Origin of the sequence: Amycolatopsis coloradensis (genome assembly GCF_037997115.1) — a bacterium.
GTDB classification, from domain to species: domain Bacteria; phylum Actinomycetota; class Actinomycetes; order Mycobacteriales; family Pseudonocardiaceae; genus Amycolatopsis; species Amycolatopsis coloradensis_A.
The window spans coordinates 1,683,229-1,703,176 of record NZ_CP150484.1 but is presented as its reverse complement, the minus strand read 5'-3'; the positions used below and the strand labels follow the sequence as shown (position 1 = coordinate 1,703,176).

The window sequence follows — 19,948 nt, the reverse complement described above, 5'->3', positions numbered from 1 at the left end:
GCGCGTACTCGTCGAGCAGGGGGACACGGACGAGAGGAACGCGCGATGCCGGTCGAATTCCTGGGTATCGGAGGCACCAACGACGGTTCGGAGACCCATCCGCGATCGGGTGGCGTCTTCGACAAGGACTACACGCTGCGCCTCGCACGGGCGCACGAGGACTTCGGCTGGGACCGGGTGCTGTTCGCGTACGGCTCCAGCGGGCCGGACCCGGCGCAGGCGGCCGCGTACGTCGCGTCGAAGCTCGACAAGCTCCAGATCCTGTTGGCGCACCGGCCGAACGTCTCGTACCCGACCTTCGCGGCGAAGACGTTCGCCACGCTGGACCAGCTTTCGGACGGAAAGCTCACGGTGCACTTCATCACCGGCGGCAGCGACCACGAACAGCAGCGCGAAGGCGACTACCTCACCAAGGACGAGCGCTACTCACGCACACGCGAGTACATCCAGATCGTGAAGAAGGCTTGGATATCCGAAGTGCCCTTCGACCACGAAGGCGAGCACTACCGCTTCGCCGACTTCGTCCTCGACGTCCGTCCTGTGCAACAGCCACGCCCCGATGTGTCGTTCGGCGGGTCGTCCCCGGCGGCGTACGCGGCGGGCGGGGCGGAGGCGGACATCTTCTGCCTCTGGGGTGAGCCTCTCGCACAGACCGCCGAGCAGATCGAGTCCGTCAAGGCCGCGGCGAAGGCCGCCGGGCGGACCGACGTCCCGCGGATCCAGGTCGCCTTCCGCCCGATCATCGCGCCGACCGAGGAACTCGCCTGGGAGAAGGCGTATCGCACGGTCGACGCCATCAAGGCCCACACGAGCGGAGGCAGGCAGCTGACGCGGCGGCATTCGCTCACCGCCCCGGAGAACACCGGCTCGCAGCGGCTCCTCGCCGTGGCCGCCGAAGGGGAACGGTTCGACCGGGCACTGTGGACCCCCACCGCGGCCGCGACCGGCGGCGCCGGGAACTCCAACGCGCTGGTCGGCACGCCCGAAACCGTCGCGCAGGCCCTGCTCGACTACTACGACCTCGGCGTCGACATCCTCTCCGCGCGCGGTTACGACATGCTCGGCGACACGGTCGACTTCGGCCGTCACGTCATCCCCATCGTGTGCGAAGAGGTCGCCAAACGCGACGCTGCGAAGGCGGCTTCGGCCCGCGAGGTGCTCGCGGTCGACGGCTGAGCCGCCACTGCACCGAATGGCCGATCGATCATCCATTCGGGGGAGGGGACTTCGGTACCGGCTGATGGGCCTGAGGGTCGCGGAGCGGAGTCGAAATACCTTCGCGCATTGTGCGAACACAGAGGTGCCCGAGGGACGCACGGCGCGTCGTATCCCCGCGCCGGGTGAAGCGGCCCCTGCGCGGTTTTTCCGGCGAAAGACCCAAAACAACCGAAAGCCGCAGGTCCGAGCCGAGGGACCGGTCACCGGGACATCTTCGCGAACGGCCGTGCGTCCACGAAAAAGATCTCCAACTCCAGAAACCCGGCGAAAGAACCTAGCCAATCACCAACAGTCAGGAGACACTTACGTGAACGAATGACGCTTCGTGACGAGCTCGTGACCGCGTTACTCTCGGTCACGAGTTTGTCGCGTAATAAGGACCCTATTGGGGGCAGCATGGCTTCGGCCGGACGGGTCACTTACCGAGAGGTGTTCGGTGTAGCCGAGTTCCGTTCGCTCTGGTTCGCCGAGCTTTTCTCGATCTTCGGTGATCAACTCGCCAGGGTCGCCCTCTCCGTCCTCGTCTTCACCGAAACCCGTTCCGCGACCCTGACCGGTCTCACCTACGCGTTGACCTACGCCCCGTCGCTGCTCGGCGGCATCTTCCTCACCGGATTCGCCGACCGCTTCCCCCGGCGAACGGTGATGGTGACCGTCGATCTGCTGCGAGCGCTGCTGATCGCGCTGGTCGCGGTGCCGGTACTGCCGTTCTGGGTCCTGTGTGTCCTCGTCGGCGCCGTCTCGCTGCTGAATCCGCCGTTCAAGGCGGCCCAGCTGGCTCTGCTGCCGCAGATCCTCGAAGGCGACCGGTTCGTCGTCGGCATGGCGATCCGCAGCATGACCGTCCAATCGGCACAGCTGGCGGGATTCGCCGGCGGCGGTCTCCTGCTGACCGCGCTGGAACCCCATATCGCCCTCGCGCTGGACGCGGTCACCTTCGTGGTCTCGGCGCTGTTCGTCCGGTTCGGACTGGCGTCGCGCCCGGCCGCTGCGTCCGGCGAGAAGCGCAAGTCGTTCTTCGCCTCGATCGGTTCGGGCGGGAAGATCGTCTTCGCCAGCTCAGGGTTGCGTTCGCTGCTGCTGTTCACCTGGCTGATGGGCCTGCTGCCGGTGTACGAGGGCATCGCGGCGCCTTACGTCGCCTCGTCCGGCGGAGGCCCCGAGGTCATCGGCCTGCTGCTGGCCGCCGACCCGATCGGCAGCGTGATCGGCGCGTTCATCTACTCGCGCTGGGTGCCGGCACACGTCAGACCGAAACTGATCGGGCCGCTTTCCGCGCTGACGGCGATCCCGCTGCTGCTGTGCTTCCTGCAGCCGGGGCCGTGGGCGTCGATCGCGCTGTTCGTCGTGTCCGGCGGGCTGGGCACGGTCGCGCTCATGCAGGCGACGGCGTCGCTGACCCTCGCGGTCCCCGACGAAAGCCGCGCTCAGGTGATGGGCCTGTCGAACACCGGACTGACCACGACCATGGGTGTGAGCCCGCTGATCGGCGGCATCCTAGCCGACCAGACCGGCGCGCAGTCGACGGTCGGCTTCTTCGGTCTTGCCGGCTTGCTGCTGACCGTTCCGCTGGCGATGGCCTGGGGGAAGACACTCAGGGCGGCCCCGGAAAAGTGGATCGAGCATGACGACGCACGCGCGGAACATTGAGGTGCTCCACGCGTGGTCAATCCTGCGCAGCCGTACGGCTGGCGCCCCGTGTCACTGCTCCTTACCGGCCATCGCTGGCACCTTTCCCTCGGTCTCTCAGAGAAAAGTACACACCTAGGGAGCTTGTCGACAGCCCGCAAGTCAGTGGAAGCTGTCGGTGAGTAGGGGGTTTCGGAGAATGACGCAACAGTCAGGGGGAAAGATGATCACATCGGAGGAACGCGCTGGACATCGTTCGGCTCTCACGGTAACGGCGTGGGAGCTTTGGAAGCGGCCCACGAACTGGATCACCTTCACGGGGCTGACGGTCGCGGCGATGCTCGCGCTGACCGGGATCTTCACCATGACCGTCGCGGTCGAAACGTCGCAGGTCATGACCTGCCTGCTGCTCGCGGCACTGGCGATCGTGCAGGCCGAGGCGACCCGGCGGATCGAGCACCAGCGGCGCAGTCTGAGCATCACCCCGCACGTCAGCATGACGTCGGTCTGGGTCTTCCCCGGCGCGTTCATCCTGCCGCCGCAGCTCTCCGCGCTTCTCGTCGCGGTGATCTATCTTCACCTCGGTTTCCGCAGCTGGTCGGGTATTCGTCACGTGAATCCCCATCGGACTGTGGCGAACGCCACAACCATGACGATGTCCGCGTTCGCCGGCTGGGGGGCCGTGCAGCTCGTGGGTGACCCTTCGGTGACGGTCTCTTCGATCTGCTTCGCGGGCCTCGCCTTCTTCGTCGTCAACACCGCTCTCACGGGGATCGGGCTCTATCTGGCCGCCCCCGGCAAGGCTTCCGTCCCCAACTGCCTCGGCACCTGGGACGACAACATCCTCGAACTCTCCACGGTGTGCCTCGGCGGCCTGGTCATCGCGGCCCTTCCGTACCAGCCCGCGCTCGTCCTGCTGATCTTCCTGCCGCTGTACGTGCTGCAGCGTTCGGTGCTGATCAAGCAGCTGGAAGAGCTCGCGACCACCGATCAGAAGACCCAGCTGCTCAACGCGACGACCTGGCAGCAGGGCGCCATCCGCGAGGTCGCCCGCGCCGAGCGCGAGAACGGCCAGTTCGGCGCGCTGATGATCGACCTCGACCACTTCAAGAGCATCAACGACACGTACGGCCACCTCGCGGGCGACGACGTGCTCAAGGGGGTCGCGGCGCTGGTCAAGGCCGAAACGCGGACGCAGGACCTCGCCGGCCGCTTCGGCGGTGAGGAATTCGTCGTGCTCCTGACCTCGTCTTCGAAGCACGAGTCCGTCGCGGTCGCCGAGCGCATCCGGCAGCGGATCAGCGAAATGGTCATCAAGACCCAGGACAACGAGGGCAACCCCGTGGTCATCGAACAGCGGACGGCGTCGGTCGGCGTCGCGACGTACCCGCTCGACGGCCGGACGATCGACGAGGTCATGGCCTCCGCCGACGCGTCGGTCTACGCGGCCAAACGCAACGGCCGCAACCGCGTGGTCTCGTCCCCGGATCTGGCGTCGGTCGCCGACGTGGCTGGAATGCCTCTGGAGGCCGTCGCGGCCTAACGGAGTCTTTCCATCACGTCGGCGGCCTCGGTTCGAAGACGGACGACGCCGCCGACGGTGAATTCGGTGAGCAGGTCGATGAGCGCGTCCGCGTCGGGCGGCTCACCGTCCCAGCTCGCCTGGACGAGCGCCTCGGTCATCGCGAAGAACAGCGTGACCAGCGCCTTGTCCGCGCGGCCGGAGTCGACGCCGTGCCGGGCCCAGCGCTGCCTGCTCGCCTCGGTGTAGACGCCGGCGAGCCGTTCCCGCAGCCGGGTGAGGGCCGGGTCGCCCATGCGCTCCGCCTCGCGCAGGACGGGGAACGCGTCGGGGTTCGCCGCGACGAAGGCGAACATGTTGGCGTAGTTGGCGCGCGCCCAGGACCGCAGCTCGGGCTGAGAGAGGTCCAGGGCGGGTGCGCCGATCGCCTCGAAGGCCCGTTCCTCGATATCCGCGACGACCTGCGTGAACAACGTCGTGCGATCGCCGAACTGCTCGTAGACGGCCTGGCGGGACACCCCCGCGCGCCGGGCGATCTGCTCGATCGTCGCGGCCTGCGCGCCGTGCACCGCGAAGACACCGGCGGCCGAACTCAGCACCCGCGCGCGTTGCTCGCCGATCGGGAGTTTGCGGGGTCTCCCTCGCGGCGCCGGGCTTGACATTGTGCGCCACCTCACTGACTCTCTTTTTCGACACATCTGTCGAAAATGTTTGTGCTCAACGAGGAGCAAGCATGCGTCCAGGATCCCGGCGCGGTGTTTCCGCCGCCGTCTCAGCGGCCACCATCGCGGCCCTGCTGACCTTCGGGGCACCGCAGGCCACGGCCGCCCCGTCCTTCTACGATCCCCCGTCGCCGCTGCCCGCGGGTGCTCCCGGCGACATCATCCGGCACGAGCCGTCCACCTTCTACGTCGATCCCGTGAAACTCATCAAGGCCGACGCGGACGTGCGGCGGATCATGTACCGCAGCACCGACACCCACGGCAAGGCCAACGCCGTGACCGGCACCGTCCTCACCCCGAAGAAGGCGTGGACCGGCGCGGGCGAACGACCGGTCATCGGCTACGCGGCCGGGACGCAGGGCGTCGGTGACCAGTGCGCGCCGTCGAAAGCCCTCGCTGCGGGCATGGAGTACGAAGGCCCCTTCATCGCCGGGCTGCTGCTTCGCGGCTACGGCGTCGTCGTCACCGACTACGAGGGCCTCGGCACCCCGGGTGTCCACACGTACGTCAACCGCGTGGCCGAGGGCAACGCCGTCCTCGACTCGATCCGCGCGGCACAGCGCCTCCCCGAAGCGAACCTGCCGGACAACGGCCCGGTCGCGACCGCGGGCTACTCGCAGGGCGGCGGGGCGTCGGCGTCGGCCGCCGAACTCCAGCCGTCGTACGCGCCCGAACTCAAGCTGAAGGGCTCGTACGCGGGCGCCGTCCCGGCCGATCTGGCCGAGGTCGGCAAGAACATCGACGGGCACTACGCCTTCGGGTTCCTCGGATTCACGCTGGTCAGCATGGACGCGGCGTACCCGGAGCTGAACATTCCCTCCCTGCTGAACGCGAAGGGCGCCGAAGCGTTCGAGAAGGTCAAGCAGGAGTGCACCGGGGACGCGATCTTCGGACACGCCTTCACGCAGTCGAAGGACCTGACGAAGGACGGAAGGCCGCTGACCGCGTACCTCGGCGAAGAGCCGTACAAGACGCGAGTCGGCGAGCAGCTCATCGGAGCACGGAAGCCGGGCGCGCCGACGCTGGTCGTCCACAGTGCACTCGACGACATCGTCCCCTACGCGCAGGGACGGACCATGGCGCGCTCGTGGTGCGCGAAGGGCGCGAAGGTGCAGTTCTCGACTTCGCTGGTTCCGACGCACGTCGGCGGGGCGATTCGGGCTTTCCCGGAGGCTTTCGCTTGGCTTGAAGGACGCTTCGCGGGGCTGCCGGCCGTGGGGAACTGCGGGCTGTTCTAGGGCTCACCGAGTGCTATGAAAGGCCTCTTCCTTGCAAATTTTGCAAGGAAGAGGCCTTTCATAGCGCGCTACTTGAGGCCGGTGGCTTCCGCGGCGGCGGGATCCGAGTCGCTGAGGAAGGTCCGGCAGCGGTCGTACTCCTCGGTCTCGCCGATCTTGCCGGCGGCCTTGCCGAGGACCGCGAGGGAACGCAGGAAACCCTGGTTCGGGCGGTGCGACCACGGCACCGGACCGTGTCCCTTCCAGCCCGCGCGGCGAAGCTGGTCGAGGCCGCGGTGGTAGCCGGTGCGGGCGTACGCGTACGCGGCGACGGTCTCGCCGGCTTCGAGCGCCTTCTCGGCGAGGGCGGCCCACGCCTCGCTGTAGTCGGGGTGCTCGGCGGCGACGGCGGCCGGATCGGTCCCGGCGTCCAGCGCCGCCTGCGCGGCGGTGTGCTCGGGGAGATGCGTCGGCTGGGGGCCGAGGAGGTTCGTCATACGGGCCATTGTGCCCACCTCGTGTGACTAGAAGAACAGGCTCCCGAGAATGCCCCCACCGGCCAGCACCAGAGCGGCGACGAGGACCGCCGCGACGAGTCGTTTCGGCATCATGGCGGCACACCTTGCCCTGCTTCGCACGCCGACCGCAAATCAGCCACCCCTACGGGTGAACCCCGATTTTCGACCCCAAATGCTCATCCCGTGATCTGGAGCAGGGAAGATGGCCCGCATGACAAAGGCGACAGAAGTGACCGGGGACCTTTCGCCGGGTGTCATCCCCCGCAGCCCGATCGCGAAGACGAGGCTGTTCTTCAAGCTCCACTGGCACCGCGGCGCGCCGGGCCAGGCGACGCCGGACTGGGTGCTGAACTTCTGCTACTCGATGTGGCTGGCGGCGTTCGCCTTCAAGCTGGTCGGCTCGTCGTGGGACATGTCGTGGCATTTCATGTGGCTGCGCGACGACCTCGCCCCGCCGCACCTGATCAACACCGTCGGCACGGTGATCATCATGGTGCTGGTGGCGATCCACAGCTACACCGGGATGGGCGCCGACCGGCGGTCCCTGCGGCTGATGCAGGTCGGGCTCGTGGTGTTCCTCATCGCGGCGCCGCTGGACGTCATCAACCACCGCGTCAACGGTCTCGACCTGACCGCGTGGAGCCCGTCGCACATGATGCTCTACATCGGAACGGGCATCATGCAGGCCGGAGTGATCATGGGCTGGCTGAAGTACGCGAAGCCCGGCCGTCTGCGCACCGGTGTCCTGATCGGACTGTGGGCGTTCTTCCTGGAGAACACGTTCTTCCCGAACGGTCAGCAGGAGTACGGCATCCTCGGCCTGCGCGCCTGGGAGCGCGGCACGCCCGAGGCCGAGCCCGAGCTGCTGAACTTCGCCGCCAACCAGATCGGGCATCCGGTCGACCGGGTGGCCGTCGAGTACTTCACGATGCCGATCGACGACTGGGTCTACCCGCTGTGGGGTATCGGCGTGATGGCGCTGATCTTCGCGCTGGCGCGGCACACCACCGGCTTCCGCTGGGCCGGGACGACGGTCGCCGCCGCCTACCTCGCCTACCGGCTGGTGATGTGGCCGCTGCTGCTCGGGATGGGCTTCCCGGTCTCGGTCGTGCCGTTCTACCTGCTCGCCGTCGGCCTCGCCGTCGACCTGGCGTTCCGCATCGGCCGCGGCCATCCACTGCTGACGGCGGGCGCGGGCGCGCTGCTGGTGACGGCGTTCGGCTACGGGATGCTGTGGGTGCAGTCGCAGTTCCGGCCGTGGATCCTCGGTGACGCGCAGACGGAGTCTGCGCCGCCGGTGGCCTACTGGACGGCCGCGGTCTGCCTGGCCGGGGTCGGCGTGCTGTGGGCCGCCGCCGGTCCGGGGACGCGGGCGATGAACTCGCTGCTGGAGAAGCGCCGCGAGAAGACGACGCTCCCGGCCGCCTGAGGCTCTGAGTACGTGAAGGCCCCCTTCATTGCGCCTAGCGCAGCAGATCGGAAGNTATCGGAGCGGTTCAGGTTCATCGGTGTGAAGAAAAAGGTGTGCCGGCCTTCATTGCGCCTAGCGCAGCGAAGGGGGCCTTCACGTACTTCCGCATTTAGAGGACTAAATGCGTACTGGTCAGAGCTTCTTGCCCGCGGAGCCCAGCGACTGAGCGGCCTCGACGACGCGCGCGGCCATGCCGGCTTCGGCGGCCTTCAGGTAGCTACGCGGGTCGTAGACCTTCTTGTTGCCGACCTCGCCGTCGATCTTCAGGACGCCGTCGTAGTTCTTGAAGAAGTGGTCCGCGATGGGCCGGGTGAAGGCGTACTGCGTGTCGGTGTCGACGTTCATCTTCACGACGCCGTACGACACCGCCTCGCGGATCTCCTCCGGCAGCGAGCCGGAACCACCGTGGAAGACCAGCTCGAACGGCTTCGAACCGGCAGCGAGGCCGAGCTTCTTCGCCGCCGCCTCCTGGCCGCCCTTGAGCACGTCCGGGCGCAGCTTCACGTTGCCGGGCTTGTAGACGCCGTGCACGTTGCCGAAGGTCGCGGCCAGCAGGTAGCGGCCGTTCTCGCCGGAGCCGAGCGCGTCGATCGTCTTCAGGAAGTCGCCCTCGGCGGTGTACAGCTTCTCGTTGATCTCGGCTTCGACTCCGTCTTCCTCGCCGCCGACGACGCCGATCTCGACCTCGAGGATGATGTTCGCGGCCGCGGCCTTGGCGAGCAGCTCCTGCGCGATCTCGAGGTTCTCGTCGAGGTCGATCGCGGAACCGTCCCACATGTGGCTCTGGAACAGCGGGTGCTGGCCGTTCTTGACCCGCTCGGCCGAGATCTCGATCAGCGGGCGGACGAAGCCGTCGAGCTTGTCCTTCGGGCAGTGGTCGGTGTGCAGCGCGACGTTCACGTCGTACTTGGCCGCGACGACCTGGGCGAACTCGGCGAGCGCGACCGAACCGGTCACCATGTCCTTGACCTTCTGGCCGGACGCGAACTCGGCGCCGCCGGTGGAGAACTGGATGATCCCGTCGCTCTCCGCCTCGGCGAACCCGCGGATGGCGGCATTCAGGGTCTCCGACGAGGTCACGTTGATGGCCGGGTAGGCGAATTCGTTCGCCTTCGCCCGGTCGAGCATCTCCGCGTAGACCTCGGGGGTGGCGATGGGCATCGTTTACTCCTTCTCGAAGCAGGCTGGTGCACCTCTCGGCCGCATCGTACGAGGTCGGCCGGGAGGTGCCTACAGCCGTCGCGTCAGAGGAGGACCGCGGCGAGCGCCCGGTAGACCGGCAGGGGGTCTTGGTTCAGTACCTGGATGTTGACGTGGTCCGCCCCGGCTTCGATATGCGCGGTGACGCCGCGGGCGACCGTCTCGGCGTCGCCGTGCACGGCCAGCGCGTCGACCAGCTTGTCACTGCCCTCGCCCGCCAGGTCCTCGTCGGTGAAACCGAGTTTACGCAGGGAGTTCGTGTAGTTGACGAGGCCGAGGTAGAACTTGACGGTGCCCCGCCCGATCTCGCGAGCCTTCGCCGGATCGGTCTCGAGGACGACCTTCTGCTCGGGCGCGAGCAGCGGCCCCTCCCCGAGGATTTCCCGCGCCTGGCGCGTGTGCTCGGGCGTCATCAGGTACGGGTGAGCGCCCGCCGTGCGTTCCCCTGCGAGTTTGATCACCTTCGGGCCGAGCGCGGCGAGCGCGCGGCCTTCGACGGGCACTCCGGCGGCGTCGAGCGCGTCGAGGTACTCGACCAGCGCCGTGTACGGCTTCTTGAACTCCGCGGTGTGCTCGCGGTGCCCGGCGCCGACACCGAGCAGGAAGCGGCCCGGGTGTTTCGCCTCGATGCGCTTGTAGGACTCCGCGACCGTGGCCGCGTCGTCCTTCCAGATGTTGACGATGCCGGTGGCCACCTTGATCGTCTTCGTCGCGTCGAGGAGTTCCTCCGCCTTCGCGAGGTCACCCGCGGGCGATCCGCCGAGCCAGATGGCGCCGTATCCGAGTTCCTCCAGCTCGCGCGCGAGTCCGGGGGTGAACACGCTTTCGTGCTGCCAGATGCCGATCCTGCCGAGTTCGATTCCCATGTACCGAGGCAACACCGCGAGCGGGCGATGTCTTCCCTCAAGTTCGGGGTATGGCGAAACTCGGGAACACCGACCTCGACGTCCGTGGGATCAACCTCGGCGGGAACGTCTTCGGCTGGACCGCGGGCGAGCAGCGGTCCTTCGCCGTCCTCGACGCCTACACGGCGGCGGGCGGCAACTTCATCGACACGGCCGACCTCTATTCGGCAGGCGGCTCCGAGACGATCATCGGCGACCGGCTGACCAAGCGCGGCCGCCGCGACGACGTCGTCATCGCGACCAAGACCGGGATGTGGGAGGAGCGGAAGGGCCTGTCGGCGGCGAACATCGCGGCGGCGGCCGAAGACTCGCTCCGACGGCTCCGGACCGATCACATCGACCTCTACTACGCGCACATCGACGATCCGGACACCCCGATCGAGGAGACGCTGCGCGCCTTCGACGCGCTCGTGCGCGCGGGCAAGGTCCGTTACATCGCGGCGTCGAACTACTCGGCCGAACGGCTGAGCGAGGCACTGTCCATTTCGGACCGCGAGGGGCTGTCGAAGTTCGTCGCGCTGCAACCGCACTACAACCTCGTCGCGCGGGACTACGAGCGGGACCTGGCGCCGACGGTCGAGCGCGAAGGTCTGACCACGTTGCCGTATTTCTCGCTGGCCAAGGGTTTTCTCGCCGGGAAGTACCGGTCGAAGGACGACCTCGGCGACAGTCCGCGCGCCGCCCGCGCTTCGTCCTATTTGGACGAACGCGGCGAGCGGGTGCTCTCGGCGCTCGACGAGGTCGCGGCGTCCCGGTCGCCGCCGTTTCCCTCGCCTGGCTGTTCGCGCGGCCGACCGTCACCGCGCCCATCGCGAGCGGCCGCTCGGTCGAGCAGCTGAACGACCTCCTGCCCGCCGTCGACCTCTCGCTTACCCCCGGCGAGATCGACGCCCTCACCTCCGCCTCGCGCTGACACCCCCCGCATTTCGTCCTCTGGATGCGGTAGTTGGCACCACGAACTACCGCATCCAGAGGACGGAACGCGGACTTACTTGCGGGTAGCTTACTCCGGGTAGGTTGAGGTACCGTCCGAAAGCCTTAGGGCTCGGACGAGGAGGCAACGTGGCCAAGAACAGCGTGAACGGCAAGGTCGTCCTGATCACCGGCGCCGCGAGGGGCATCGGCGCGGGACTCGCCGAGCGCCTGGCCGCGCAGGGCGCGAAGGTCGCACTGGTCGGCATCGAAGCCAAGGAACAGCAGGCGGTCGCCGACAAGATCGGCCCCAGCGCCCACGCCTGGGAAGCCGACGTCACCAGCTGGGACGACCTCGAACGCGCGACCACGGGCGTCGTCGAACACTTCGGCGGGATCGACATCGTCATCGCGAACGCCGGCATCGCGACCTCCGGTTTCGTCCGGTCGGTGGATCCGGCCGCCTTCGAGAAGGTCATCGAGGTCGACCTCCTCGGCGTCTGGCGCACCTTCCGCGTCACCCTTCCGCATGTCATCGACCGCAAGGGTTACCTGCTCGCGATCTCCTCGCTGGCCGCGATCACGCACGCCCCGGGCATGGCCAACTACGCCGCCGCGAAGGCCGGCGTCGAGGCGTTCTGCAACAGCTTCCGCGCCGAAGTCGCCCACCTCGGCGTGAAGGTCGGCGTCGCGCACCCGACCTGGATCCGCACCGACCTCGTCGAGAGCGCCGACCAGCACCCGGTCTTCGGCAAGCTCCGCGCCGGCATGCCCGGCCTGCTCGGCAAGACCTACCCGCTGTCCGTCGCGCTCGACCACCTCCAGGCCGGGGTCAACAAGCGTGCCCGCACCGTGCACGTGCCCCGCTGGGTCGGCGGCCTGAAGCTGATCCGCGCGTTCCTGCCGCCGATCATCGAGATCGGCGCCAAGAGCCGGATCAAGAAGGCCGACGCCGCCGCGCTCATGGACATCAAGGAGCGCGGCGCGTACGAATCTTCAGTGACCGGTCAGGCAGGCCGGGCCGCCACACGAAAGGGCTGACGTATGTCCCGTCGCGACCAGATCCGCATGTCACCGGACGAACTCGCCGCCTACCTCGACGAGCAGAAGGTCATCAACGTCGCGACGATCGGCCCGAACGGCCGCCCACATCTGGCGCCACTCTGGTACTACCCGCACGAGTCCGGCGTGGCGACCTGGACCTACGGCACCTCCCAGAAGGCGAAGAACCTGGAGCGCGACCCGCGCGCCACCGTGCTGATCGAGGACGGCGAAAGCTACGAGAAGCTGCGCGGGGTCTCGCTAGAAGCCGATGTCGAGGTCATCACCGATACGGCCGTGGTCACCCAGATGGGTATCCAGCTCATGCAGCGATACGCGGGTGCGAAGCCGGGCGATCCCGTTCCGGACGAGCTCACGGGCTTCATCGGCAAGCAGGCCCCGAAGCGGATCGGGCTGATTTTCCGACCGACGAAGATCGTGAGCTGGGACCACACGAAGCTCGGCGGCACATACTGACGGGTAGGTAGTACTAGCAAGTAACTGTTACTTGAGGTAACGTCATCTGGGCACGAACGCCTCGAAGTGGAGGATTGCCAGATGACCGAGCGATTCAAGGTCGTGATCGTGGGCACCGGTTTTTCCGGGCTCGGCCAGGCCATCCAGCTCGAAAAAGCCGGGATCTCCGACTACGTGATCCTGGAGAAGGCGGACGAAGTCGGCGGTACGTGGCGCGACAACTCGTACCCCGGCTGCGCCTGCGACGTGCAGTCCCACATGTACTCGTTCTCGTACGAGCAGAACCCGGACTGGTCGCGATCGTTCTCGCCCGCCCCGGAGATCTTCCAGTACCTGAAGGATGTCACCGACAAGTACCGGCTGCGGCGCAAGATCCGCTTCGGGGTCGAGCTCACCGGCGCCACCTGGGACGACACCAAGCGCCGCTGGCACGTGCACACGAAGTCGGGTGAGTTCGAGGCCCAGTTCCTGATCTCGGGCGTCGGCGGCCTGCACATCCCGCAGGTGCCCGAGCTGCCCGGCATCGAGAAGTTCAAGGGCCAGACCTGGCATTCCGCGCAGTGGAACCACGAGTACGACCTGCGCGGCAAGAAGGTCGCCGTGGTCGGCACCGGCGCCAGTGCGATCCAGTTCGTCCCGAAGATCGCCCCCGAGGTCGACGAGCTGACCCTGTTCCAGCGCACGCCGCCGTGGATCATGCCGAAGCCCGACCACGCCATGCCGGGCTGGGCCAAGACCGCGTTCCGCCGGATTCCCGGCGTGCAAAGGCTCTACCGCAACGCGCTCTACTGGTTCCTCGAAGTGCGCGCCGTCGGCTTCAACGGCCATCCCGCGATCATGAAGGCGGGCGAGGTGATCGCGAAGCGCCACATCGGCAAGGCCATCAAGGATCCGAAGCTGCGCAAGAAGGTCACCCCGGACTACACCATGGGCTGCAAGCGGGTGCTGATCTCCAACGACTACTACCCGGCGATCAACCGGTCCAATGTGGACGTCAACACCGAAGGCGTGCGCGAGGTCAAGGCGCGCAGTGTCGTCGACGGGAACGGCGTCGAGCACGAGGTCGACGCGATCATCTACGGCACCGGTTTCAAGGTCACGGATGCCTTGGAATACCTGGACATCACCGGGATCGACGGCCGCGACCTCGCCAAGGAATGGGCCACCGAGGGGATGCACACGCACAAGGGCATCACCGTTTCCGGCTTCCCGAACCTGTTCTTCCTCCTCGGCCCGAACACCGCGCTGGGCCACAACTCCGTGGTCTTCATGATCGAGTCCCAGGCGCGGTACGTCGTCGACGCGATCCAGCTCGCCGATTCGCGTGGCGCCGCCGCGCTCGACGTCCGCGCCGGTGTGCAGGAGAAGTTCCAGCAAGAGATCCAGGACAAACTCGTCAAGGGTGTGTGGACCCAGGGCGGCTGCAAGAGCTGGTACCTCGACGCGAAAGGCGTCAACCGGACGATCTGGCCGGGCTTCACCTGGCGCTACTGGCTCGAAACCCGCAAAGTCGACCCGAGTGACTACGAACTCAGCGGGAGGTCGTCGTGACGGACCACGAGCAGATCGTCCTGCACGCGCGCGACGTCGAGTTCGACTGGGCGTCGTTGCCGATGCACTGGATCCCGGGCGAACCGCAGGCGACGCATACGATCAACGTGCTGCATCTGGCGCTGCCGGAGGGCGAACGCTGGTTCGTCGAGGTGTTCAAGCAGGCCGTACCGCTGATCCGCGACGAGCGCCTCAAGGAGGACGTCCTCGGCTTCATCGGCCAGGAGGCCATGCACGCCGAGGCGCACGACGGCGCCGCCGAACACCTCGAAGCGGCGGGCGTCCACGTCCGGCCGTACATCGCGCAGATGGAGTGGATGTTCCGCCGTCTCCTCGGCGACCGCGAGCTTTCCGCCAAGCGGCGCGAGGAATGGCTGATCGAACGGCTCGCCGTAATCGCCGCGATCGAGCACTACACCGCTTTCCTCGGCCAGTGGATCCTCGACGCCGAAGCGCTCGACAAAGCGGGCGCCGACCCGACGATGCTGGACCTCCTGCGCTGGCACGGTGCCGAAGAGGTCGAGCACCGCTCGGTCGCCTTCGATCTGTTCATGCACCTCGACGGCCGCTACACCCGCCGCGTGCGCAGCATGCTCGTGGTGACGCCGGTGCTCGCCTGGGTTTTCCTGCGGGGCACCAGGTTCCTCATGAAGAACGACCCGACGCGGCCAGGCAAGACGAGTTTCCGGACCTATCTGCGCGTGGCGAAGCTCGGGCTCCTGCCGTCGGGCAAGCAGTTGCGGCGCGAGATCCGGCCGTACTTCCGGAAGTCCTACCACCCGACGGAAACGGGCAATACCGATCAGGCCGTCGCGTACCTCGCGAGTTCGCCGGCCGCGCTGGCCGCCGACGAACCCCAGTGACGCCGCCGACCCGGCCGCTGCGGCTCGACGGCAGCGGGCGGACCGACCGCGCGATGGCGGCCCTGACCGGTGTCGTCGCGCTGTACCGCAGGCTCAGCGGGGTGAGCGGCCGCCGTCGGCCGCCGGTGGTCGCCGTCGACCGTGATCTCCCGCTGGTCGTCGACGAGGTCCGTACCGAAGCCGACGGCGTCGCCGGCCTGCGGCTGGTGCACGAACGCGGCGAACCGCTGCCGCGATGGCGGCCCGGCGCGCACATCGACCTTTCGCCACGGCCGGGGCTGGTCCGTCAGTACTCCCTGTGCGGCGATCCGGACGACCGCTCGGCCTACCGCGTCGGTGTCCGCCTGCTCGGCGAGGGGTCGACGGCGGTGCACGCGTTGAAGAAGGGCGCCCGGATCACGGCGCGCGGCCCGCGCAACGCGTTCCCGTTCGTCGCGAGCCCGGCGTACCTGTTCATCGCGGGCGGTATCGGGATCACGCCGATCCTGCCGATGGTGCGGCAAGCCGCCGCGGCGGGCGCGGACTGGCGGCTGGTCTACACCGGGCGCGACGAAGCCTCGATGCCGTTCCAGGAGGAGTTATCCGAATTCGGGGATCGTGTCTGGATTCGTCCGGACACGGACTACGGGATTCCCGCTTCGGGCGCCGAACTTCTCGAAGGCGCCCCGGAAGGCGCGCCGATCTACTGCTGCGGCCCGGTTCCGATGATCGTCGGCGTCCGCACGGACGCGGCACTGCGTGCTTCGGGGCCGGTGTTCTTCGAACGGTTCTCGACTCCGCCGATCGTCGGCGGCAAGCCGTTCCGCGTCGAACTGGCCCGCAGCGGCAGGATTTTGGACGTGCCCGCCGACCGGACGACGCTCGACGTCCTGCGCGAAACCGTGCCCGGTATCGCGTATTCGTGCCGTCAGGGGTTCTGCGGGACGTGCGAACTGCCGACGGTGACCGGCGACCGCGTCCGGGTCTGCGTCGAACGCGAGCCGGTCACCCTCGATCTCTGAGCCGTCAGGGGATCCAGGCGCCGATCACCGGTTTGAACTCGCGCACCGTCCGCTCCGCGACGACACCTTCGAGGTGGTACGGATCCTGGTCGATGATCTCCATCAACGCAGCCTCGTCCGCCGCCTGGTACATCGAGATCCCGCCGGAGCCGTCGCCCAGCGGGCCACCGAGCGCGACGACGCCCTGGTCGGCGAGGCGGGAAAGGAATTCCCGGTGCCGGGGGCGCACGTCCGCCAGCTTCTCCTGCACGTACGTGATCTCCACCAGGAACCAGGCCATCGACATCTCCAAGGTCGCTCCAACAGACGCCCCCAGCTTCTCAGGATCCGATCAGGCAGGACTCCCGCCCCACCCGATACGCTGATCGAGCGCCACGCACAGGTTGTGCTTCAAAGGGGTAAATGAACAGGTAGGGGTACATGCTCGAGGGCAATGCGGAACGCAGTGTCGAGGCGACCCTCGGCCACTTGCGCACCATGGACGGACCGGTCACGCCACCGCCGCCTGCGGCACCGCTGACCCTTGAGGATCTCTATCGCCAGCACCGGATGCGGCTCGTCCGGCTGGCCATCCTGCTCGTGGACGAACCCGCGACCGCCGAGGACGTCGTCCAGGAGGCCTTCACCGGGCTGCACCGCAACTGGGGACGCCTGCGTGACGCCGCCGCGGCCGTCGGATACCTGCGCACCGCCGTGGTCAATGGATCACGCAGTGTGCTGCGTCGCCGCAAGACCGCCCGCGAGTACGTCGCACCGCACGCCGTCAACGCGCGTTCGGCCGAAAGCCTCGCCATGCTGTCGAGTGAACATCAGGCCGTGGTGAGCGCTTTGTCCAAACTGCCCCCTCGCCAGCGCGAGGTTTTGGTCCTCCGTTACTACGGTGGGCTGAGTGAGGCCGAAATCTCCGAGGCCGCGGGGATCTCGAAAGGTACCGTTAAGTCAACCGCCAGCCGGGCGCTGGAGGCACTGCAGAAAGCGATGCAGTCACCGAACTGATGCCCGGCCTTCATCTCGACCGCTGGGTTGTGCCGCCATGCTTGGTCCAGACCAATATATGCTGGGGGGCGTGAGAGGCGCCGGAGATTTCGTGATCGTGGGCGGCCGGGTCGTCGCCCCGGACCGTGTACTCGACGACGGCTGGCTGGCTATCGCCGGCGGCAAGATCGTCCAAATCGGTTCCGGGACACCCCCGGACATCGACCGCGTGGACGTCGACGGGTGCCTGGTCGTGCCCGGCTTCGTCGACACCCACTGCCACGGCGGCGGGGGCGGGTCGTTCTCCAGCGCGAACCCCGAGGAGCTGCTCCGCGCGGTCCGCGCGCATCGGCGGCACGGGACCACGACCATGCTCGGCAGTCTGGTCTCGGACCCCGTCCCGGTGCTCAGGGACCAGATCGCGGCCCTGCGTGAGCTGGTCCAAGAGGGTGAACTTGCCGGAATTCACCTTGAAGGACCCTTCATCTCGAAGGCGCGGTGCGGAGCGCACGACCCGGCGACGCTGATCGAGCCGGACACGGCGACGGTCAACGCGCTACTCGGCGCCGGCCGCGGCGACATCCGGATGGTCACCCTCGCCCCCGAACTGCACGGCGGGATCAAGGCGGTCCGGCAACTGGCCGAATCGGGCGTCATCGCCGCCATCGGGCACACCGACGGCGTCGAGGACCAGATCCTCCCCGCGATCGACGCGGGCGCCTCCGTCGCGACGCACCTCTTCAACGCCATGCGGCCTCTCCACCACCGCGAACCCGGCCCGATCGGCGCGCTCCTCGACGACGAGCGCATCACCGTCGAGCTGATCTGCGACCTCGTCCACGTGCACCCGACCGTGCTGCGGCTGGCCGCGCACCACGCGGGCAAGGGCCGGACGGTGCTCATCACCGACGCCATGTCGGCCACCGACGCCGCGGACGGCAGCTACATCCTCGGCCGCCTCGAGGTCGACGTCCGTGACGGTGTCGCCACTCTGGCGGGCAACGGTTCGCTGGCGGGCAGCACGCTGACCATGGACGCGGCCTTCCGCAACCTGGTCCGCGGGGCGGGCATCGACCTGCTCGACGCCGTCCGTGCGACCTCCGGGCGCCCCGCCGAACTGCTCGGCATCGCCGACCGGACCGGCTCGCTGCGCGCCGGGCTCGCGGCCGACCTCGTCGTGCTCGACCGCGACCTGCGGCCGGTCAAGGTGCTTCGTCAGGGCGAGTGGGTCAAGGACGACGCTGCGGCTACATTGAGCGCCACGGCCCCGCTGAGCGGGGCGGTCGAAGGCGGCGTGTCGGTCAGCGACGGGTAGCGGCGAAAGGAGTCCTGGATGAGCGAGCCCAAGGACCCGGAGAAGCTCCTAACCGACGCCCTGCGCGCTCAAGCCGTCTTCGCCCCTTCGGCGGAGCGGGTCTCCGAGACGACTGCGGACAAACAGGCCGAAACGGACACCGAGAGTAACTCCGGGGCTCCTGGAGAACACGAGCTGCCGCTGCAGTACGGGCTGCTGTCCGGTGCCGGCGCCGGCTCGCTCGAACGGGAGCGCGTCGCGCTGGAGGACGCGGAAACGGCCAGGCTGGCGGAGCGTCCGACCCCGCCTCCGGCACCTTCGCCGAGCAGCCCGCCTCTGCCCGCGTACTGGGTGTTGCTGCTGGCTGTCCTGCTGGGGCTCGCCGCCGGCTCGGTGATCGGGCTGCTCACGCTGATCTGAGCCGCCCTCTCCCGCCGGGTCAAGGCACTCAGCGTCACCCTGTACCGTTTTGGTGTGATCCTGGCGCAGAACAACGTGACGACGATGGGCCTCCTGCCGGAGTGGCTGGACCCGATCCACCTGCTCGACGGGCTGACCGTCCCGGTCATCACCATTCTCTGCTTGATCATCTTCATCGAGAGCAGCATCTTCCCGGTGCTGCCCGGTGACTCCCTCCTGTTCACCGCGGGCCTGCTCATCGCCGGGGACAAGATCCAAGCCCCGCTGTGGCTGGTCTGCGTTCTGGTCACCGTCGCCGCACTGCTCGGCAACATGCTCGGCTACGGACTCGGCTGGAAGGTCGGCCCCTGGCTGTTCCGCAAACCGGATTCGAAGTTCTTCAACAAGAAGTACGTCGACCAGACCCACGCCTTCCTGGAGAAACACGGGCCGAAGGCGGTCGTGCTGGCGCGGTTCGTGCCGTTCGTGCGGACGTTCATCACCTGGATCGCCGGGATCGGCAAGATGGACCCGAAGAAGTACTTCACCTACACCGTCATCGGCGGCATCCTGTGGGCCGCCGGGATCACCGCGCTCGGCCACCTGCTCGGCGACATCCCGTTCATCCGAGACAACATCGACGCGATCTTCATCCTGATCGTGCTGGTGTCGGTGGTGCCGATCGTGATCGAGTACCTCAAGGCCCGCCGCGAGAAGAAGCACGCGGACACCGCGACCGGCCTCGTCGCCGACACCGCCGAGGACATCACGCAGCAGATCCCGCGCGTGCGCGACTGACCCCTTACGCGAAGTACATGAAGGCCCCCTTCCTTGCGTCTAGCGCAAGGAAGGGCTATCGCCTGTCAGAATCGCACGCTAACCGCTACTTGGCCGAATGCTCNTCTGTCTAGCGCAAGGAAGGGGGCCTTCATGTACTTGGGCGGGACGGCGGCGGGACCGACAGCCCCGAGCACGCCCTCAGGGCCGAAGGCTCCCTTCGCCGCATCTGATGCGGCGAAGGGAGCCTTCACCC

General features: G+C 67.7%; 19 protein-coding genes and 1 pseudogene. 15 read left to right on the top strand and 5 right to left on the bottom strand.

The genetic code is table 11. The annotated features are described in order from the left end of the window. Positions 1-45: 45 nt before the first annotated feature. From LCL61_RS07800 to LCL61_RS07790, 3 genes are all read left to right on the top strand, one after another. Positions 46-1,176, top strand: a complete 1,131-nt coding sequence (locus LCL61_RS07800) for an LLM class flavin-dependent oxidoreductase (protein ID WP_340686215.1) — start codon at positions 46-48, stop codon at positions 1,174-1,176. Positions 1,177-1,614: 438 nt separating this feature from the next. Continuing rightward, a complete protein-coding gene (locus LCL61_RS07795; RefSeq protein WP_340686214.1) occupies positions 1,615-2,868 on the top strand; it encodes an MFS transporter in 1,254 nt (417 codons plus the stop codon). Between the two features lie 202 nt (positions 2,869-3,070). Next, positions 3,071-4,390, top strand: coding sequence for a GGDEF domain-containing protein (locus LCL61_RS07790; RefSeq protein ID WP_340686213.1), 1,320 nt, complete (start codon positions 3,071-3,073; stop codon positions 4,388-4,390). Here the strand turns inward: LCL61_RS07790 and LCL61_RS07785 are convergent. Further along, positions 4,387-4,968: a TetR/AcrR family transcriptional regulator gene (locus tag LCL61_RS07785; protein WP_340688523.1), complete on the bottom strand. Its 582-nt coding sequence runs from the start codon at positions 4,966-4,968 to the stop codon at positions 4,387-4,389. The genes LCL61_RS07790 and LCL61_RS07785 overlap by 4 nt on opposite strands. Before the next feature lie 134 nt (positions 4,969-5,102). Here LCL61_RS07785 and LCL61_RS07780 point away from each other — a divergent pair, with 134 nt between their 5' ends. Further along, positions 5,103-6,329: a lipase family protein gene (locus tag LCL61_RS07780; RefSeq protein ID WP_340686212.1), complete on the top strand. Its 1,227-nt coding sequence runs from the start codon at positions 5,103-5,105 to the stop codon at positions 6,327-6,329. A 68-nt stretch (positions 6,330-6,397) separates the two neighbouring features. On the opposite strand, the gene LCL61_RS07775 is transcribed toward LCL61_RS07780, so the two are convergent. Further along, positions 6,398-6,805, bottom strand: coding sequence for a DUF3151 domain-containing protein (locus LCL61_RS07775; protein WP_007032496.1), 408 nt, complete (start codon positions 6,803-6,805; stop codon positions 6,398-6,400). Between the two features lie 232 nt (positions 6,806-7,037). On the opposite strand from LCL61_RS07775, the gene LCL61_RS07770 reads away from it, so the two are divergent. After that, positions 7,038-8,255, top strand: coding sequence for a hypothetical protein (locus LCL61_RS07770; RefSeq protein ID WP_340686211.1), 1,218 nt, complete (start codon positions 7,038-7,040; stop codon positions 8,253-8,255). Positions 8,256-8,429: 174 nt separating this feature from the next. Here the strand turns inward: LCL61_RS07770 and fbaA are convergent, their stop codons facing one another. Together fbaA and LCL61_RS07760 are read right to left on the bottom strand one after the other, a co-directional pair. Then, the gene (fbaA, locus tag LCL61_RS07765; RefSeq protein WP_034312446.1) at positions 8,430-9,458 is read right to left on the bottom strand and encodes a class II fructose-bisphosphate aldolase; all 1,029 of its coding nucleotides are present in this window, start codon (positions 9,456-9,458) and stop codon (positions 8,430-8,432) included. Between the two features lie 83 nt (positions 9,459-9,541). After that, positions 9,542-10,363: an LLM class F420-dependent oxidoreductase gene (locus LCL61_RS07760; RefSeq protein WP_340686210.1), complete on the bottom strand. Its 822-nt coding sequence runs from the start codon at positions 10,361-10,363 to the stop codon at positions 9,542-9,544. A gap of 50 nt (positions 10,364-10,413) precedes the next feature. On the opposite strand from LCL61_RS07760, the pseudogene LCL61_RS07755 reads away from it, so the two are divergent. The 6 genes and pseudogenes from LCL61_RS07755 to LCL61_RS07730 all read left to right on the top strand — a co-directional run bounded on the left by LCL61_RS07755 (position 10,414) and on the right by LCL61_RS07730 (position 16,247). After that, positions 10,414-11,315, top strand: a pseudogene (locus tag LCL61_RS07755) (aldo/keto reductase). Positions 11,316-11,464: 149 nt separating this feature from the next. Continuing rightward, positions 11,465-12,355, top strand: a complete 891-nt coding sequence (locus LCL61_RS07750) for an SDR family oxidoreductase (protein ID WP_340686209.1) — start codon at positions 11,465-11,467, stop codon at positions 12,353-12,355. A 3-nt stretch (positions 12,356-12,358) separates the two neighbouring features. Continuing rightward, a complete protein-coding gene (locus LCL61_RS07745; RefSeq protein WP_340686208.1) occupies positions 12,359-12,832 on the top strand; it encodes a pyridoxamine 5'-phosphate oxidase family protein in 474 nt (157 codons plus the stop codon). An 81-nt stretch (positions 12,833-12,913) separates the two neighbouring features. Continuing rightward, complete coding sequence (locus LCL61_RS07740) at positions 12,914-14,383, top strand: NAD(P)/FAD-dependent oxidoreductase (protein ID WP_340686207.1); 1,470 nt, start codon at positions 12,914-12,916, stop codon at positions 14,381-14,383. Further along, positions 14,380-15,246 carry a metal-dependent hydrolase gene (locus tag LCL61_RS07735; protein ID WP_340686206.1) on the top strand — a complete coding sequence of 289 codons (867 nt, stop codon included), beginning with the start codon at positions 14,380-14,382 and terminating at the stop codon, positions 15,244-15,246. The genes LCL61_RS07740 and LCL61_RS07735 overlap by 4 nt, the downstream gene beginning before the upstream one ends. Then, positions 15,243-16,247 carry a PDR/VanB family oxidoreductase gene (locus LCL61_RS07730; RefSeq protein WP_340686205.1) on the top strand — a complete coding sequence of 335 codons (1,005 nt, stop codon included), beginning with the start codon at positions 15,243-15,245 and terminating at the stop codon, positions 16,245-16,247. Before LCL61_RS07735 ends, LCL61_RS07730 begins: the two co-directional genes overlap by 4 nt. A gap of 4 nt (positions 16,248-16,251) precedes the next feature. Here LCL61_RS07730 and LCL61_RS07725 read toward each other — a convergent pair whose 3' ends face one another. Then, positions 16,252-16,527 carry a YciI family protein gene (locus tag LCL61_RS07725; protein ID WP_340686204.1) on the bottom strand — a complete coding sequence of 92 codons (276 nt, stop codon included), beginning with the start codon at positions 16,525-16,527 and terminating at the stop codon, positions 16,252-16,254. Positions 16,528-16,667: 140 nt separating this feature from the next. Here LCL61_RS07725 and LCL61_RS07720 point away from each other — a divergent pair, with 140 nt between their 5' ends. The 4 genes from LCL61_RS07720 (at position 16,668) to LCL61_RS07705 (ending at position 19,713) form a co-directional block, all read left to right on the top strand. Further along, complete coding sequence (locus LCL61_RS07720) at positions 16,668-17,243, top strand: SigE family RNA polymerase sigma factor (RefSeq protein ID WP_007032484.1); 576 nt, start codon at positions 16,668-16,670, stop codon at positions 17,241-17,243. Between the two features lie 91 nt (positions 17,244-17,334). Next, complete coding sequence (gene nagA / locus LCL61_RS07715; RefSeq protein WP_340688522.1) at positions 17,335-18,537, top strand: N-acetylglucosamine-6-phosphate deacetylase; 1,203 nt, start codon at positions 17,335-17,337, stop codon at positions 18,535-18,537. An 18-nt stretch (positions 18,538-18,555) separates the two neighbouring features. After that, on the top strand, positions 18,556-18,936 hold the full coding sequence (locus LCL61_RS07710) for a hypothetical protein (RefSeq protein WP_340686203.1): 381 nt from the start codon (positions 18,556-18,558) through the stop codon (positions 18,934-18,936). 54 nt (positions 18,937-18,990) lie between these two features. After that, a complete protein-coding gene (locus LCL61_RS07705) occupies positions 18,991-19,713 on the top strand; it encodes a DedA family protein (RefSeq protein ID WP_340686202.1) in 723 nt (240 codons plus the stop codon). Positions 19,714-19,948: the final 235 nt, after the last annotated feature.